Origin of the sequence: Halopelagius longus (genome assembly GCF_900100875.1) — an archaeon.
GTDB classification, from domain to species: domain Archaea; phylum Halobacteriota; class Halobacteria; order Halobacteriales; family Haloferacaceae; genus Halopelagius; species Halopelagius longus.
The window spans coordinates 442,676-460,476 of the sequence record NZ_FNKQ01000003.1 but is presented as its reverse complement, the minus strand read 5'-3'; the positions used below and the strand labels follow the sequence as shown (position 1 = coordinate 460,476).

General features: G+C 65.3%; 13 protein-coding genes and 2 tRNA genes. 10 read left to right on the top strand and 5 right to left on the bottom strand.

Features of this window, described 5'->3' with window-relative positions:
- Positions 1 to 42: 42 nt before the first annotated feature.
- Together BLS11_RS13055 and BLS11_RS13050 are read right to left on the bottom strand one after the other, a co-directional pair.
- A tRNA-Asp gene (locus tag BLS11_RS13055) sits at positions 43 to 115 on the bottom strand.
- Between the two features lie 304 nt (positions 116 to 419).
- Positions 420 to 492, bottom strand: a tRNA-Asp gene (locus tag BLS11_RS13050).
- A 277-nt stretch (positions 493 to 769) separates the two neighbouring features.
- Between BLS11_RS13050 and BLS11_RS13045 the strand changes: the two genes are divergently transcribed.
- From BLS11_RS13045 to BLS11_RS13005, 9 genes are all read left to right on the top strand, one after another.
- The gene (locus tag BLS11_RS13045) at positions 770 to 997 is read left to right on the top strand and encodes a DNA-directed RNA polymerase subunit H (RefSeq protein ID WP_092538131.1); all 228 of its coding nucleotides are present in this window, start codon (positions 770 to 772) and stop codon (positions 995 to 997) included.
- Entirely contained in the window at positions 994 to 2,565 is a 1,572-nt protein-coding gene (locus BLS11_RS13040) for a DNA-directed RNA polymerase subunit B'' (RefSeq protein ID WP_092538129.1), read from the top strand. Before BLS11_RS13045 ends, BLS11_RS13040 begins: the two co-directional genes overlap by 4 nt.
- Positions 2,566 to 2,568: 3 nt before the next feature.
- Positions 2,569 to 4,398 carry a DNA-directed RNA polymerase subunit B gene (gene rpoB, locus BLS11_RS13035; RefSeq protein ID WP_092538127.1) on the top strand — a complete coding sequence of 610 codons (1,830 nt, stop codon included), beginning with the start codon at positions 2,569 to 2,571 and terminating at the stop codon, positions 4,396 to 4,398.
- Between the two features lie 34 nt (positions 4,399 to 4,432).
- Entirely contained in the window at positions 4,433 to 7,357 is a 2,925-nt protein-coding gene (locus tag BLS11_RS13030) for a DNA-directed RNA polymerase subunit A' (RefSeq protein ID WP_092538125.1), read from the top strand.
- Entirely contained in the window at positions 7,350 to 8,558 is a 1,209-nt protein-coding gene (gene rpoA2, locus BLS11_RS13025) for a DNA-directed RNA polymerase subunit A'' (protein ID WP_092538123.1), read from the top strand. The genes BLS11_RS13030 and rpoA2 overlap by 8 nt, the downstream gene beginning before the upstream one ends.
- 10 nt (positions 8,559 to 8,568) lie before the next feature.
- Positions 8,569 to 8,988 (top strand): NusA-like transcription termination signal-binding factor, encoded by a 420-nt coding sequence (locus BLS11_RS13020; RefSeq protein ID WP_092538121.1) that lies wholly within the window; start codon positions 8,569 to 8,571, stop codon positions 8,986 to 8,988.
- Between the two features lie 75 nt (positions 8,989 to 9,063).
- On the top strand, positions 9,064 to 9,960 hold the full coding sequence (locus BLS11_RS13015; protein ID WP_092538119.1) for a mechanosensitive ion channel family protein: 897 nt from the start codon (positions 9,064 to 9,066) through the stop codon (positions 9,958 to 9,960).
- 201 nt (positions 9,961 to 10,161) lie between these two features.
- Positions 10,162 to 10,590 (top strand): 30S ribosomal protein S12, encoded by a 429-nt coding sequence (locus BLS11_RS13010; RefSeq protein ID WP_092538117.1) that lies wholly within the window; start codon positions 10,162 to 10,164, stop codon positions 10,588 to 10,590.
- A 1-nt stretch (position 10,591) separates the two neighbouring features.
- Positions 10,592 to 11,206, top strand: coding sequence for a 30S ribosomal protein S7 (locus BLS11_RS13005; protein WP_092538115.1), 615 nt, complete (start codon positions 10,592 to 10,594; stop codon positions 11,204 to 11,206).
- Positions 11,207 to 11,306: 100 nt separating this feature from the next.
- Here the strand turns inward: BLS11_RS13005 and BLS11_RS13000 are convergent, their stop codons facing one another.
- Positions 11,307 to 12,071 (bottom strand): DUF5781 family protein, encoded by a 765-nt coding sequence (locus BLS11_RS13000; RefSeq protein WP_092538113.1) that lies wholly within the window; start codon positions 12,069 to 12,071, stop codon positions 11,307 to 11,309.
- A 236-nt stretch (positions 12,072 to 12,307) separates the two neighbouring features.
- Between BLS11_RS13000 and BLS11_RS12995 the strand changes: the two genes are divergently transcribed.
- Positions 12,308 to 14,497 (top strand): elongation factor EF-2, encoded by a 2,190-nt coding sequence (locus BLS11_RS12995; protein WP_092538111.1) that lies wholly within the window; start codon positions 12,308 to 12,310, stop codon positions 14,495 to 14,497.
- A 142-nt stretch (positions 14,498 to 14,639) separates the two neighbouring features.
- On the opposite strand, the gene BLS11_RS12990 is transcribed toward BLS11_RS12995, so the two are convergent.
- Positions 14,640 to 16,253, bottom strand: a complete 1,614-nt coding sequence (locus BLS11_RS12990; RefSeq protein ID WP_092538109.1) for an ABC transporter substrate-binding protein — start codon at positions 16,251 to 16,253, stop codon at positions 14,640 to 14,642.
- Complete coding sequence (locus BLS11_RS12985) at positions 16,250 to 17,569, bottom strand: APC family permease (protein ID WP_092538107.1); 1,320 nt, start codon at positions 17,567 to 17,569, stop codon at positions 16,250 to 16,252. The genes BLS11_RS12990 and BLS11_RS12985 overlap by 4 nt, the downstream gene beginning before the upstream one ends.
- Positions 17,570 to 17,801 lie beyond the last annotated feature (232 nt).

Below are 17,801 nucleotides of genomic sequence, written 5' to 3'. Positions count from 1 at the left end.
GGCGATAAAACGCCTCGCTGTGGGAGTAGAAATCAGAGAAAGCGCCCGAGGCGGGATTTGAACCCGCGTCACGACCGTGACAGGGTCGTATGATGGGCCACTACACCACCCGGGCACGCTTCACCCGTCTCTTTCCCGCAGTAGTTGTTAAGGCTTTTCAGTTTGGTGCGGTGTGGCGGTCGGTCCCATCCGCTGGTCGGTGACTCGGAGACGTAGTCGGGGCTTCGGTCGCTCTGATTGCTCGGCGACGAGACGCCTCGCTCGGCGGTCAGTTTCAGAAGAACGCCCGAGGCGGGATTTGAACCCCGGTCGTTCGCTGCGCTCACTCCCTGCTTCAAATCCCTTCGTAACCGCTTTCGACGCTCACGGGTGGCGAGCACACGCTAGGCGGTGCTCGCCGGAATAGTTCGCTGAGAAAGCGCCCGAGGCGGGATTTGAACCCGCGTCACGACCGTGACAGGGTCGTATGATGGGCCACTACACCACCCGGGCTGGCTCCATCCTTTCGTTGCCCGGTGTTATAAATAAGGCTTATCATCTTGACGCACCGTGGGGTGCGCTACCGCGAGTCCGCCCGCCGGAAAGCATTTATCCACGACATACAATGTGGCCAAGTAACACGAGCCGTCGTGCGAGCGCGCTTTTGCGCTCGTGCCGATGAGCGGTGCTTTTCGAGTCCAGTTGGCAAGCGTTAAATGCCTGCTCCCCTAACGAGGCTGTAGTATCCCGTGAGAACTTCTTCCCCAACCCACACCCACGTTAACCACCCATGGTAGACGTAAGCCAACACAAACTGGTTCCAGAGCACACGGTCCTCGACGAAGAGGAGGTCGAGGAAGTGCTGGCGGAGTACGACGTCACCCGCACGAACCTACCCAAGATAAAGCGGACAGACAAGGCGTTGCCCGACGACGCGGAAGTCGGCGACGTCGTGAAAATCGTTCGTGACTCCCGTACCACGGACACGGCGGTCACATACCGACTGGTGATCGAATGAACCGACAGGATCGACGCGTAGTATCACGTGAGTACTTCTCGGAGGAACGGCTCGCAGAACACCACTTCCGCTCGTTCAACGCGTTCCTCGAACGCGGCATGCAGGAAGTCGTCGACGAGAAGGCGACCGTCGATACGGACATCGGCGACAAAGAGGGCGAAGAACCCGTGTACGTCGAACTGGGCGACGTGCGCGTGGAGACGCCCCGCGTCCGCGAGGCCGACGGTTCCGAGGAACTGCTGTTCCCGCAGGAAGCGCGCCTCCGGAACATCACCTACGCCGCGCCGGTGTTCATGGAGATGTCCATCGTCCGCGGCGGCGAGGACGAAGAGGAAGTCGTCGTCGACACGACCGAGACGAAGGTGGGCCGCATGCCCATCATGGTCGGTTCTACGAAGTGTAACATCACCGGCCTCTCCGACGAGGAACTCGTCGAAATCGGCGAGGACCCCGTAGACCCCGGCGGCTACTTCATCGTCAACGGCTCGGAGCGCGTCCTCATGACCTCCGAGGACCTCGCGCCGAACAAGATTCTCGCCGAGTACGACACGAAGTACGGCGACGAGATTCAGGTCGCGAAGACGTTCTCCCAGCGCCGCGGGTACCGCGCGCTCGTCCTCTGTGAGCGCAACCGCGAGGGCATCCTCGAAGTGTCGTTCCCCTCGGTCTCGGGCAGCGTCAACTTCGTCACCCTCGTCCGCGCGCTCGGACTCGAATCCGACGAGGAGATCGTCCACCGCGTCTCCGACGACCCCGAGGTCGTCAAGTTCATGCTGGAGAACTTAGAGGAGGCCGAGGTCCAGACCGAGGAAGAAGCCATCGAGAAGCTCGGGAAGCGCGTCGCCGGCGGGCAGGGCAAGAACTACCAGCTGAAGCGGGCGAACTACGTCATCGACCGCTACCTGCTCCCGCACCTCCACGAGGAGGGCGTCGAGGAGGAGGAAGTCCGCATCAACAAGGCGTTCTACCTCTGCCGGATGGCCGAGGCGTGCTTCGAGCTCGCGCTTCAGCGCCGCGACTCCGACGACAAGGACCACTACGCGAACAAGCGCCTCAAGGTCTCGGGCGACCTGATGAAGGACCTGTTCCGGACGGCGCTCAACAAGCTCGCACGCGACGTGAAGTACCAGCTGGAACGCGCGAACATGCGTAACCGTCAGTTGACGGTCAACACCGTCGTCCGTTCGGACGTGCTCACGGAACGTCTCGAACACCCCATCGCAACCGGGAACTGGGTCGGCGGCCGCTCCGGCGTCTCCCAGTTGGTCGACCGGACGGACTACATGGGCGTTCTCTCTCACCTCCGCCGACTCCGCAGTCCGCTCTCGCGGAGTCAGCCGCACTTCGAGGCGCGGGACCTGCACGCGACCCAGTGGGGTCGCATCGGCCCCTCCGAAACGCCGGAGGGACCGAACTGTGGGCTGGTGAAGAACTTCGCGCAGGCGATGGAGCTCTCCCAGAACGTCGAGGACGAACAGGAACTCAAACGAGAACTCGCGTCGATGGGCGTCGAGGGCATCCCCGGAATCGAACGCCCCGACTCCACGTCGGCGCCTGCGGACGACTGAAACATGGCTCAGGCAACACGAGAAGCGAAGGTGTACGTCAACGGGAGTTTGATCGGGACGCACCCCGACCCCAACCAACTCGCGGAGCAGATTCGCGAGGCGCGCCGCCGCGGCGACATCAGCGAGATGGTCAACGTCTCCGTCAAAGAGCGCACCCGCGAGGTCATAATCAACGCCGACGCGGGGCGCGCGCGGCGACCCCTCATCGTCGTCGAGGACGGCGAACCCCTGCTCGGCGACGAGGAGATAGAAGCGGTCGACGCGGGCGAACTCGAGTTCGAGGACCTGGTCGAACGCGGCTACATCGAGTTCATCGACGCCGAGGAGGAAGAGGACATCTACGTCGCCGTCGACGAGGAGGACCTCACCCAGGACCACACCCACCTCGAAATCGACCCCTCGCTCATCTTCAGTATCGGGTCGGGGATGATTCCGTACCCCGAGCACAACGCCTCGCCGCGCATTACCATGGGCGCGGGGATGATGAAGCAGTCGCTCGGGATTCCGGCGGCGAACTACCGCATCCGCCCCGACACGCGTCAGCACCTCCTGCACTACCCGCAGTTGTCGATGGTGAAGACGCAGACGACCGAACAGATCGGATTCGACGAGCGACCGGCGGCGCAGAACTTCACCGTCGCCGTGATGTCCTACGAGGGGTTCAACATCGAGGACGCACTCGTCATGAACAAGGGCTCCGTGGACCGCGCGATGGCCCGGTCGCACTTCTTCCGGACCTACGAGGGCGAGGAACGCCGCTACCCCGGCGGACAGGAGGACCGATTCGAGGTCCCCAGCCAGGACGTCCGCGGCGCGCGCGGTGAAGACGCGTACACCCACCTCGACGAGGACGGTCTCGTCAATCCCGAGACGCGCGTGGACGAGAACTCCGTGCTCCTCGGGAAGACGTCGCCGCCGCGGTTCCTCGAAGAGCCGGACGACATGGGCGGTCTCTCGCCGCAGAAGCGCCGCGAGACGTCCGTGACGATGCGGTCGGGCGAATCCGGCGTCGTCGACACCGTCACCCTGATGGAGGGCGAAGACGGCTCGAAACTCGCCAAGGTGTCGGTCCGCGACCAGCGGATTCCGGAACTCGGCGACAAGTTCGCGTCCCGCCACGGCCAGAAGGGTGTCGTCGGCCACCTCGCGCCGCAGGAGGACATGCCCTTCACCGAACAGGGCGTCGTCCCCGACCTGGTGCTCAACCCGCACGCCCTCCCGTCGCGCATGACGGTCGGTCACGTGCTCGAGATGCTCGGCGGCAAGGTCGGCGCACTCGAGGGCCGCCGCGTGGACGGGACCGCCTTCCAAGGCGAAGACGAGTCCGAACTCCGCAACGCCTTGGAGGAACACGGGTTCAAGTCCTCCGGCAAGGAGGTCATGTACTCCGGCGTCACCGGAGAGAAGATCGAGGCCGAGATATTCGTCGGCATCATCTTCTACCACAAGCTGTACCACATGGTGAGCAACAAGCTGCACGCCCGTTCCCGCGGTCCCGTGCAGGTTCTCACCCGACAACCGACCGAGGGTCGCGCCCGCGAGGGTGGCCTTCGCCTCGGGGAGATGGAACGCGACACCGTCATCGGACACGGCGCGGCGATGGTCCTGCAGGAACGCCTGCTGGACTCCTCCGACAAGGAGACGGTGTACATCTCCGCCGACACCGGCATGGTCGCCGTCGAGGACCGCGACCAGCGCCGCATCTACGACCCCGTCACCGGCGACGAGGACAACATCCACGAGATAGAGATCAGCTACGCGTTCAAGCTGCTGCTCGACGAGATGATCGCGCTCGGCATCCGACCGCGACTCGACTTAGAGGACGCGGTCTAACCACCCCCACCACCTGTCACCCCACACAATGTCAATGCAGACACCCAAAGAGATCGGAGCCATCCAGTTCGGGCTGATGGACCCGGAGACGTACCGAGACATGTCCGCGACGAAGGTCATCACCGCGGACACTTACGACGACGACGGGTACCCCATCGACATGGGCCTGATGGACCCCCGACTCGGCGTCATCGACCCCGGCCTGCAGTGCCGCACCTGCGGCCAGCACTCGGGGTCGTGTAACGGGCACTTCGGCCACATCGAACTGGCCGCGCCCGTCATCCACGTCGGCTTCACGAAGCTCATCCGTCGCCTCCTCCGCGCGACGTGCCGCGAGTGCGGCCACCTCGCGCTCACCGAGGAGGAGCAAGCGGAGTTCCGCGAGGGCCTCGACCGGACGCACGAACTCGGCGAGGACTGGACGAACGTGCTGAAGTCCGCCGTCCGACAGGCTCGGAAGGCGAAGCGGTGCCCCCACTGCGGCTCCCCCCAGCACGACATCAAACACGAGAAGCCGACCACCTACTACGAGGTCCAAGACGTCCTCGCGGGCGACTACTCCGAGCGCATCGCCGACGCGATGCAGCCGGACCCCGACGACGAGGACGACGAGGGCATCGGCCCCAGCGAACTCGCGGACAAGACGGGGCTCGACGTGAGCCGCATCAACCAGATCCTCTCCGGCGAGTTCCGCCCCGTCGGCGAGGACCGCAAGAAGCTGGAGAAGGCCCTCGACATGGACCTCACCGAGGAGGACATGAACAAGCTGATGCCCTCGGACATCCGCGACTGGTTCGAGGACATCCCGGACGAGGACATCGAGACGCTGGGCGTCGACCCGAGTCGCGCCCGCCCCGAGTGGATGATTCTGACCGTCCTGCCGGTGCCGCCGGTGACGGCGCGTCCGTCCATCACGCTCGACAACGGCCAACGCTCCGAGGACGACCTGACGCACAAGCTGGTCGACATCATCCGCATCAACCAGCGGTTCATGGAGAACCGCGAGGCGGGTGCCCCGCAGCTCATCATCGAGGACCTGTGGGAACTGCTCCAGTACCACGTCACGACGTTCATCGACAACGAAATCTCGGGCACGCCGCCCGCGCGACACCGCTCCGGCCGTCCGCTGAAGACGCTCAGCCAGCGCCTGAAGGGGAAGGAGGGCCGCTTCCGCGGGTCGCTCTCCGGGAAGCGCGTGAACTTCTCGGCGCGTACCGTCATCTCGCCGGACCCGACGCTGTCTCTGAACGAAGTCGGCGTCCCCGAACGGGTCGCCCGCGAGATGACCCAGACGATGAACGTGACCCAGCGGAACCTCGAACAGGCCCAACAGTACGTCCGCAACGGGCCCGAGGGTCACCCCGGCGCGAACTACGTCAAGCGCCCCGACGGCCGCCGTCTGAAGGTGACCGAGAAGAACTGCGAGGAACTCGCAGAGAAGGTCGAGGCCGGCTGGGAGGTCAACCGGCACCTCATCGACGGCGACATCGTCATCTTCAACCGACAGCCGTCGCTGCACCGGATGTCCATCATGGCGCACGAAGTCGTCGTGATGCCGTACAAGACGTTCCGCCTCAACACCGTCGTCTGTCCGCCGTACAACGCCGACTTCGACGGCGACGAGATGAACATGCACGCCCTGCAGACGGAGGAGTCCCGCGCCGAGGCGCGCGTCCTCATGCGCGTGCAGGAGCAGATTCTCAGCCCGCGCTTCGGTGAGAACATCATCGGCGCGATTCAGGACCACATCTCCGGGACGTACCTGCTGACGAACGGCAACCCCGAGTTCACGGAGACGCAGGCGCTGGACCTGCTACGTGCGACGAGCATCGACACGCTCCCCGAACCGGCGGGCGAGTACGAGGACGGCACGCCCTACTGGACGGGTCGACAGCTGTTCTCGGAACTGCTGCCCGACGACCTGAACCTCCAGTTCACCTCCTCGACGGGCGACGACGTGATAATCGAGGACGGCCAGCTCGTCGCCGGCACCATCGACGAGGACGCCGTCGGCGCGTTCGGCGGCGAAATCGTGGACACGCTGGCGAAGGTGTACTCGAAGACCCGCTCTCGGGTGTTCGTCAACGAAGTCGCCTCGCTGGCGATGCGCGCCATCATGCACTTCGGGTTCTCCATCGGCATCGACGACGAGTCGATTCCGGAGGAGGCGAACGAACAGGTCGACGAGGCCATCGGCAACGCCTACGACCGCGTGCAGGAGCTCATCGACATCTACGAGGCCGGCGAGCTCGAATCGCTGCCGGGTCGCTCCGTCGACGAGACGCTGGAGATGAAGATAATGCAGCAGCTCGGCAAGGCCCGCGACTCCGCCGGCGAAATCGCGGAGGACCACTTCACCGACGACAACCCGGCCGTGGTCATGGCCCGGTCCGGGGCGCGCGGTTCGATGCTGAACCTGACTCAGATGGCCGGCTGCGTCGGCCAGCAGGCGGTTCGCGGCGAGCGCATCAACCGCGGGTACGAGGGGCGGACGCTCAGCCACTTCCAGAAGGAAGACCTCTCCGCGGGCGCGCACGGCTTCGTCGAGAACAGTTACCGGAGCGGTCTGACCCCGCGGGAGTTCTTCTTCCACGCGATGGGCGGCCGCGAAGGGCTGGTCGACACGGCAGTCCGGACGTCGAAGTCCGGGTACCTCCAGCGTCGCCTCATCAACGCGCTGTCGGAACTCGAAGCGCAGTACGACGGCACGGTGCGCGACACCTCGGGCACCATCGTCCAGTTCGAGTTCGGCGAGGACGGCACCTCGCCCGTGAAGGTGTCCTCGGACGCCGGCGACGGCATCGACGTGGACAACATCGCCGACCGCGTCCTCGACGCGGAGTTCGCCACGGAAGAGGAGAAAGAGCGGTTCCTCGGCACCCGCGAACCGCCGACGAACCTCTCGGAGTACGCCGGTCCGGGCCTCGACAAGGCCACGGGGGTGAACTCGGATGACTGACTACGAGTACGTAACCGAAGACGTCGAAGCCGTCATCGAGGACCACGACCTCCCCCGACGGCTGAAAGAGCGCATCTACAGCACCGTCGACGAACGCGAGGGCGTCACGCCCGAGCAAGCCGACGAGATAGCGCGGGCGGTCGAAGCCCGCCATCAGGACACGCGCGTGGACCCCCTCGACCCCGTCGGAACGGTGTCCGCCCAGTCCATCGGGGAACCCGGGACGCAGATGACGATGAACACGTTCCACTACGCGGGCGTCGCCGAAATCGACGTGACGCAGGGACTTCCGCGCCTCATCGAACTCGTGGACGCGCGGAAGACGCCCGACACGCCGATGATGACGGTTCCGCTCGAAGGCGAGTACGCCACGGAGCGAGAGAAGGCCCACGAAGTCGTCTGGTCGATGGAGGCCACGAAGATTCTCGCCCTCGGCGACGTCTCGACGAACGTCGCGGACATGCTCGTGCAGGTGGACTTGAACGAGGACACCCTGATGGAGCGGTGGCCCACCGAGAACGACGTCGACACCGTCGCCCAAGAGATAGCCGAGACCATCGAGGACGCCCTCGGCGTGAGCACGAACCGTTCGGGCACCGTCATCGAGTTCGGTCCCGAAGCGCCGAGCTACCGCCGACTCCTCCAACTCGTGGAGGAACTGCGCGAAATCGTCTTCAAGGGCATCGAGGACATCTCCCGCGTCGTCATCCGCAAGGAGGAAAACGAGGAGACCGGACGCGAGGAGTTCGTCCTCTACACCGAGGGTTCGGCCTTCGGCGACGTCCTCTCCATCGAGGGCGTCGACGCCTCGCGCACGACGAGTAACAACATCCACGAAGTCCACCGCGAACTCGGCATCGAGGCGGCCCGCGAGGCCATCATCAACGAGACGATGGACACCCTGCGCGAACAGGGCCTCGACGACGTGAACGTCCGCCACCTGATGTTGGTCGCGGACATCATGACGAACCGCGGCGAGATAGAGTCCATCGGCCGCCACGGCATCTCCGGGTCGAAGGACTCCGTCCTCGCCCGCGCCGCGTTCGAGGTGACGGTCAACCACCTGCTGGACGCGGCCATCCACGGCGAGGAGGACGACTTAGACGGCGTCATCGAGAACGTCATCGTCGGCAAGCCGATATCCATCGGCACCGGCGACGTGGACCTGCGCATGGGTTCGATAAACCCCGCGGACGACTGAGGGAGACGATATGAAAGTCACGCTGTCGGACGCCGAACGCCGCTACATCGCCCTCTTCGAGGACGAGACGGGGGCGACGGCGAGGGACTGCCTGACGTTCGACGACCGGGTGGTCATCCTGGTCGCCGCCGGCGAGATGGGCCAAGCCATCGGCCCCGGCGGGCAGAACGTCAAGAAGGTCGAAGAGAAGATCGGTCGGTCGGTCGAACTCGTCGAGGACGCCGACACGTCCGAGGCGTTCGTCGCGAGTGCGCTGGCGCCCGCGGCGGTCCGACACGTGACCATCTCTCAGCAGGACGACCGCGTCGCCTACGTCGAAGTCGCAGACGAGGACCGCGGCGTCGCCATCGGGAAAGAGGGGAAGAACATCGAGACGGCGCGCACGCTGGCGCGCCGGCACTACGACATCGACGACATCCAACTCACCTGAGGCGTCCCGCCTCCGATTCCGCGACCGACGCGTTCTGCGACCGCACTTTTGTGATTCGCTCGTGAACCGACCGGTATGCTCGAAGCGGTCGTCGGTCAGGCGGCGCCGGACGTCCCCGTCGAGGAGGCCACGGAGGCGGTGGACCAGTACGTCCTCGCCGTCGTCGCGTTCGTCGTCGTCTACCTCGTCGGGCGGTACGTCGTCACCCCGGCCGTCGTGCGCGTCGTCCGTCGGCGCAACCCCAACAACGAGACGTTGACCGCGGCGACGGGGCGTTACTTCGTCGCGTTCGTCGCCATCGTCGCGTTCGTCACCGCCGTCTCCGTCGCGGGGTACGGTCCGTCGCTCACCCGGTCCGCCATCGTCGTCGCGGGGGCGTCCGTCGCACTCGGTATCGCCGGGCAGGACGCCATCGGCAACCTCGTCAGCGGCGTCTTCCTCGTCGCGGACAGGGACTTCAACGTCGGAGACCACATCGAGTGGGACGAGTACACCGGCGTCGTCGTCGCCATCCGGTACCGGACGACGCAGCTGCGGACCATCGAGGGGCACGAAGTGACCATCCCGAACAGCGAACTCTCCGCGAACACGGTCGTCCGCCCGTACAACCGACGACGCGTCGCGTTCACCGAGCGACTCCCGTTCGGGTACGTCGTGGACGTCGACCGGGCGGCGGCGGTGTTGGAACGCGCCGCACTCGGCGCGGAGGGCGTCCGAGAACGACCGCGTCCCACCGCCAACGTCGACGAATTCGACGAGGACTCAGTGTGGGTCGAAGTGACGTACTGGGTCGGCGACCCCCGCGAGGCGAACGTCCCCAAGGTGCAGGGCGAGGTGGCGGACCGACTCAAGCGCGCCTGCGACGAGTGGGACCTGCCGGTGTCGCCGCCCGCCGACCATCGGGTGGTAGACCCCGTGGACGTGACGCACGGCGACACCGAGAGTCGTTCGAGGTGGTCCGGCGACACCTAGTCGAACCCCAACGTCCCCCGCCGACCTCGGCGAGACGACTTCTCCGACGCGCTTTCGACCTACGCCGTCCGGAGAGCGCGTAACTCCGATCGACGAAACGTCCTCAGATTCCTTCTTAGGGGGCGCTAATCGAACCTGCGGGCGTCTCGCACGGTTCGAAAAGGGAGGCTTAAGTATCTCCATCGGGAAGACACGTCCACTATGGCGAACGGCAAATACGCCGCGCGCAAACTCAAGCAGGACCGGCAGAAGCGGCGCTGGTCCGACTCCGAGTACGCGCGCCGCGAACGTGGTCTCCGGAAGAAGTCCGACCCCCTCGAAGGCGCACCGCAGGCTCGCGGTATCGTGCTGGAGAAGGTCGGTATCGAAGCAAAGCAGCCGAACTCGGCGATTCGAAAGTGCGTCCGCGTTCAGCTCATCAAGAACGGGAAGCAGGTCACCGCGTTCTGTCCCGGTGACGGCGCTATCTCGTTCATCGACGAGCACGACGAGGTCACCATCGCCGGTATCGGCGGTGCGAAGGGTCGCGCGATGGGCGACCTCTCGGGCGTGAACTACAAGGTCGACAAGGTCAACGGCGTGGCGATGCTCGAACTCGTCCGCGGTAACGCAGAGAAGCCGGTGCGCTAACATGTCTGAGAGCGACGCACCCGAGCCGGACGCGCCGGCCGACAGCGAGGAAGCGGCATCGAACGCCCAACTGTTCGGCGTCTGGGACGTGACCGAGATCGAGTACACCGACCCCTCGACGGAGCGGTACATCAACGTCACCCCCATCGCCCACACGATGGGCCGTCACGCCTCCAAGCAGTTCAAGAAAAGCGAGATCAGCATCGTCGAGCGCCTCATCAACCGCCTCATGCAGAGCGAGGACAACACGGGCGACAAGCAGAAGACGATGAAGATCACGAAGGACGCCTTCGAGATCGTCCACGACCGCACCGACGAGAACCCCGTTCAGATTCTCGTCCGCGCCGTGGAGAACGCCGCCCCGCGCGAGGAGACGGTCCGCCTGAAGTACGGGGGCATCTCCGTCCCGCAGGCCGTCGACGTCGCGCCCCAGCGCCGCGTCGATCAGGCGCTGATGTTCATCGCCGAGGGGACGAAGAGCGCGTCCTACAAGTCGAAGACGAGCGCCGCGGAAGCGCTCGCCCAGCAGCTCGTCGCCGCCGCGGACTACGACGTCCAGTCGTACGCTATCAACCAGAAGGAAGAGTCCGAGCGCGTCGCGGAAGCGGCCCGCTAAACTCCGAACTTCGCTCTCCGTCTTCTCTCCTCTCTTCGCGTTCCGACAGCGACGCGTCGGACGCGCGGCGTCTCCGACGCCGTTCGCCGGTCGCCTTCTCTCAGTCCGCCGCCGTCGCGTGATTCGTAGTCTCGACCGCGTACTGGCGCGTCACGTCGACGAGCGCCTTCCGGTAGTCGCTCTCCGTGGGGTCGGCGGCGAGCGACCGGAACTCGCGTTTGAACGCTTCGAGTTCGACCGTCGGCGCGTCGTCCGCGGCCGCGTGCGCGAGGTCGTACAGTCGGTGGCTCTCGTCCACTACGTCGTGCCGTTCGACGAGAGCGAGTGCGAACGCCGCGTTGACGGCGGTTATCTCGGGGTCGGCGTCGGCGGTGACGAGTCTGGAGTCGGGCCACGGCGACGGGCCCGGCTTGGCCGCCAACGCCCGCGCCAGTTCCGATTCGAGGAAGTGGACGAGTTTCTCCGCCGGGGCGACAGAGAGCGTGATGTCGTCGGCGTAGATGTCCTTCATGTGGTTGGCTATCTGGTAGCAGTGCGCGACTTTTCGTCGTTCGACCGAACTCCCCGACAGCGCCAGAAAGATGGCTTCCTCCGTGGACTGAACGTGGGAGGCGTGTCGCTCCTCGTTGCGAGCCATGTGAGAGAGTTCGTGGAGGACGAGTTCGCGGGCCATCGCACTCGTGGCGGCCTGCCGCGAGATGTTGAGGACGTGCCGGTCCTCGTAGTGGGCGGCCCACGTGCGCTCGTCGGGGTCCTCTCGGACGTCGACGTGTACCGGTCGGTCGAGGTCGTACTCCGTCTCGAAAAGGTCGACGGCGCTCAAGAAGGGGTCCGCCGGCGCGGACCCTCGTATCCGTAAATCCATGCGTTCCGTTATCACGGGGTCGTCGGGTATGACTCTTGCGCCGACGCCGCTCCGGCGTCGTCGAGCGGAGAACGCGGCCGAGGGGCGCGCTCGCGGCCGTCCGGATTCCCGCGCCCGTCGCTCGCGACGATTGTGTGAGAAATAGACATACCGGGGCGAGAGGCGGTCGAATCCGGCCGTTTCACCACCGGCAAAACACTACCCTTTTGACCCTCCTTCCGGTACGGTGCTGTATAATGGGCCGACGAAAGAAGATTGTACAAGAGTGTGAGAAACTGATGGACAAACCGGAGCAGATCCGGAACATCGCCATCGCAGCTCACGTCGACCACGGAAAGACGACACTGACAGACAACCTCCTCGCGGGTGCCGGGATGATCGCCGACGAAGGCGAAGCGACCCGCCTGATGATGGACACGGAGGAGGACGAACAGGAACGTGGCATCACCATCGACGCGGCGAACGTCTCGATGACCCACGAGTACCAGGACCGTAACCACCTCATCAACCTCATCGACACGCCGGGCCACGTCGACTTCGGTGGCGACGTGACCCGCGCGATGCGCGCCGTCGACGGCGCACTCGTCGTCGTGGACGCCGTCGAGGGTGCGATGCCGCAGACCGAAACTGTCGTTCGTCAGGCCCTCCGCGAGGGCGTCAAGCCCGCGCTGTTCATCAACAAGGTCGACCGCCTCATCTCGGAACTGCAGGAAGGTCCCGAGGAGATGCAGCAGCGTCTCACCGACGTCATCGGCGACGTCAACGAGCTCATCCGCGGGATGACGCAGGACATGGACGACGTCGAGGACTGGACGGTCTCCGTCGAAGACGGCACCGTCGCCTTCGGGTCCGCCCTCTACAAGTGGGGCGTCTCGCTCCCGTCGATGCAGGAGACGGGCATGTCGTTCGGCGACATCATCGAGCTCGAACGCGCCGACAAGCGCCAAGAGCTCCACGAGAAGACGCCGCTTTCTGACGTCGTTCTCGACATGGTCGCCGAGCACTTCCCGAACCCGCTCAACGCCCAGCCCCGTCGTATCCCGCGCGTCTGGCGCGGCGACGACGAACTGGACCTCGCACACCAGATGCGCGACGTCGACGACGAGGGCGAAGTCGTCTTCATGGTGACCGACATCTCGATGGACCCCCACGCGGGCGAAATCGCGACCGGTCGCCTGTTCTCCGGCACCATCAAGAAGGGCCAAGAGCTCTACGTCTCCGGGACGGCGGGGAAGAACCGCGTCCAGTCCGTCGGTATCTTCATGGGCGGCGAACGGGAGGAACTCGACCGCGGCGTCCCCGCGGGGAACATCGCGGCCGTCACGGGTCTCCGCGACGCCATCGCGGGTTCGACCGTCTCCTCGGTCGAGATGACGCCGTTCGAGTCCATCGAGCACATCTCCGAGCCCGTCATCACGAAGTCCGTCGAGGCGAAGAACATGGACGACCTGCCGAAGCTCATCCAGACGCTCCAGCAGGTCGCAAAGGAGGACCCGACCATCCGCGTCGAGATTAACGAGGACACCGGCGAGCACCTCATCAGCGGACAGGGCGAACTCCATCTCGAAGTCATCACCCAGCGCATCCAGAAGAATCAGGGCATCCCGGTCGTCACCGGCGAACCCATCGTCGTCTACCGCGAGATGCCGCAGTCGCAGTCCCGCGAAGTCGAGGGCGTCTCCCCGAACCGCCACAACAAGTTCTACATCACGGTCGAACCCCTCAACGAGGACATCGTCGAGCAGATCCAGCGCGGCGAAGTCTCGATGGACATGCCCGAACTGGAGCGCCGCGAGGCGCTGCAGGAGGCCGGCATGGACAAGGACACCTCCCAGGACGTCGAACACATCCACGGGACGAACATCCTCATCGACGACACGAAGGGTATCCAGCACCTCAACGAGACGATGGAACTCGTCATCGAGGGTCTCGAAGAGGCGCTCGACGACGGTCCGCTGGCCGCCGAACCCGTGCAGGGGTCGCTGCTGCGTCTCCACGACGCGAAGCTCCACGAGGACACCATCCACCGCGGTCCCGCGCAGGTCATCCCGGCCGTCCGCGACGCGGTCCACCGGTCGCTCATCGACGCGGACATCAAGCTGCTCGAACCCATCCAGGACGTCCGCATCGACGTTCCCTCCGAGCACATGGGGTCGGCCTCCGGCGAGATTCAGGGCCGCCGCGGCCGCGTCGACGACATGTACCAAGAGGGTGACCTCATGGTCATCGAGGGCATCGCGCCCGTCGAAGAGATGATCGGCTTCTCCTCGGACATCCGCTCGGCCACCGAAGGCCGCGCCTCCTGGAACACCGAGAACGCCGGCTTCCGCGTCCTCTCGGACAACCTCCAGCGCGAGAAGATCATGGAGATTCGAGAGCGGAAGGGGATGAAGCTCGAACTGCCGCAGTCCATCGACTACATCTAAGCGTCGGCGGTCGTCTCCGACGTTCTTCTCTCTTTGTTCTCCGTCCCGGAGCGACCGCTTCGGACCTATCTCGTTCTCCTCCGCCCGAACCGACCGATACGGCGCGGCGGTGGCGCTGTCGGTGCCCCGACGCCGAACGCTCTCACTCGCGGAGGCGGACCGGCGCGTCGCTTCCGCGTCCGCCGACCAGACGCGGGTTGTACTGCGCCATCGGGTGCGCCTCGAAGTCGCGGACGCGCCGCTTGACGCCGAAACTGTTGTCGAGCGTGAACGCCGGGAGGACGACTCGGTCCTCCAAAAGCGTCGTAATCGTCCTCTCGTACAGCGTCCGTCGCCGCTCTCGGTCCGTCGTCCGGCGGGCGCGCCGAAGTCTGCGCATCACCGACTCCTCGTGGTAGAACGTCCCGTTGGTGGCGTCCTCCTGACTCCAGTGAAACAGCGGGTAGAGGTACGTGTCCGGGTCGGGGCCGCCCGCCCACGACCCGACGTACATCGCGTACTCGTCTCTGTTGCCGGAGGTCACCGTCTCGCGGAACTTCTCCCAGTGGTGCTTGACGACGCGTGCGCGCCGGAACCCGGCGTTCTTCAGGCCGTGCGCGACGGCGTTGGCCAACTTCTCGCGCATCTTGTCGTTGTGGGGGACGACTATCTTCGGCGACCAGTTCTTCACGCCCGCCTCCTCGAACAGCGCCTTCGCCTCCTCTACGTTCTTGTCGTGTTGGACGCCCGCCCACTCGCCCAGCGGGAAGTTCCACGCCTCGGCGAGTCGGTTCGGAAGCGGACTCGGTTGTCGTTCGCCGCCTTCGCCGACGATGTGTTCGACGAACTCGTCCATCGAGACGAGGTAGTCGACGGCCTCGCGGACTTTCGGGTCGGCGGTGGGTTCGGCCCCGCAGTTGAACGCGAGGAAGTAGGAACTGAAACTGGGCCGTTGGACGATAGAGACGTTCGGCATCTTCCGCGTCGCCTCCCACAGTTTCGGCTGGATACGCTCTACGACGTCGCTTTGGCCCGTCTTCAGGGCCATCGTCCGCGCGAGGCCCGCGTGCGTGTTGATGAGTTTGACCCTCTCGACCGCCGGCGACCGTTCGCCCCAGACGTCGCCGCGCCGTTCGAGGCGGACGTACTTCCCCCGCTTGAACACCGCCGGGTCGTAGGGGCCGGACCCCACCGTCGAGTCCGGTCGCTTCCCGAACATCGTCTCGTTGCCCTCCCGGACGCCCTTCGGAACCACCTTGCGCGTCAGCGCGTGCTCGAAGGCGGGATAGGGGTGCGAGAGTTCGAACCGGACGGTTCGCTCGTCCGGCGTCTCCACCGCCTCGAGCATCTCCACCTGCCACGCGTTCGGCGACTCCTCGGCGATGGGGGCCTCGAACGTGTACTTCACGTCCGCCGCCGTCACGTCGCTCCCGTCGGCGAACGTCGCCCCCTCGGTCAGCGAGACGGTGTACGTCCGCCCGTCGTCGCTCACCGTCGGACTCCCCGACGCGAGGACGGGAACGCGGTTCATCTCCCGGTCGTAGGCGTACAGTCCCTGAAAGACGAGGTTCTCCGCCTTCGCCGACCACGCGTCCGTCGTCTCCACCGGGTCGAGCGTGACGGGCGGAAGCACCATCGAGTACCGAAGTTGCTCGCCCGGGTCGTTGCCCGGGACGGCCTCCGCGGAGCAGCCGGAAAGCGCCGCCCCCGCGGCGACGGCGATGCCTTTGAGCGCGTCGCGCCTGCCGAGCGTCGGCGTCCAATTTTCGTCGGTCATCTGTTTTCACCCTCGGTGGACATCCACGGCAGCAGTTCTTCGAGCGGTTCGCGTTCGAAGTAGAACAGTTCGCTCCCGACGACGAGGACGGAGATGACGACGACGGTGTAGAAGACGCCGGGGCTGTTGACGTAGAGGTTGTAGAGAAGCAGGGGGAAGAACACCACCGTCCCGACGACGCCGACGAGGGGTATCGCGGCGGACACGTCGTCGAACTCCGCGCGCTTGCGGAACGTGAGCCAACTCATGCCGCCGAAGACGGCGATAAAGGAGAGCGAGGCGAACGACGTGATGCTGGAGAGGCTCCCGTAGACGGCGAACGCCGCCGAGAGGACGCCGAGGACGACGACGATTTTCTTCGGGATGTCGCCGTCTCCCCCGCCGAACCGCTCGGGGAGCAGTCCCATGTCGATGAGGTCGCGCGAGAACTGCGCGCTGCTGAACAGGGTGGCGTTGACGGCGCTCGCCGTCGAGAACAGCGCCGAGAGGCCGATGACGAACGCGCCGATGCGACCCATGAACTCGATGCCGGCGTAGAGGAGAGACACCTCCGGCGCGACGGCGATGACCGACAGCCGAAGGAGGCTCACCGTCGTCAGCGCCACGAGGACGTACAGGAGCGTCGCGGCGGGGATGGAGACGTATATCGCGGTCTTGATGTTCTCGACGGGGTCGTCGAACTGGCCTTGATCGTACATGAGAAGCTGCCACCCTTGGAAGGCGACGAACGACATCGCCGCGCCGACGACCGGGCTGGGCGTGAGCACCTCGTCGAAGCCGAACGCGAGCGTGTGACCGTTGAACGCGTACCAGACGCCCCACAGGCCGAAGACGCCGATGATAGCCACCTTGGCGAACGTGAGGACGTCCTCGGCCTTCCCCGTCTCCGACGCGCCGAGGAGGTTGAGACCGACGAAGACGGCGATGAGGAACGCGGAGACGACGTTCGCCACGGGGACGCCGAGGAAGTGGAGGCGGCCCAGCATCTCCGAGAAGAACCCGGCGAACGCGTAGGCGTACAGCGCCATCGACCCGATGTACCCGAACAGGAGCGTCCAGCCGATCATCCCCGCGAGGGTGTCCCACCCGACGAACTCCCGGACGAACGTCGGCGCGCCGCCGTTGCCGTCGGTGTGTTCGTTCAACTTCACGTAGCTGTAGCCCGCGCACATCGCCACCGTCCCCGCGACGAGGAAGGCGACCCACGCGGCGGTCCCGGAGATGGCGACGACGATGCCGAACGCGGAGTAGATTCCGCCTCCGATCATCCCCCCTAACGCCATCGCCACCGCTTCCTTCAGGCCCAGGCTACCCATACACGAGTGTCGCCCGTGCAGCGCGGAGTATTTGACGGCCGGTTTCCGAGGTTGTTTTTTCTATGATTCTCGTAGATACGAACCCGTCAACCGTGCGGACGCTCGGCCGACGCCGGACAGATTTGCAATCGACGAAGGCTTATAAGCGGAGCAACGAGTTGTCGGTAGTATGCAGACGGGGACCCCCCTCCCGCGCCGCATCGACACGGAGCAACAGTACGACCGCTCCCTG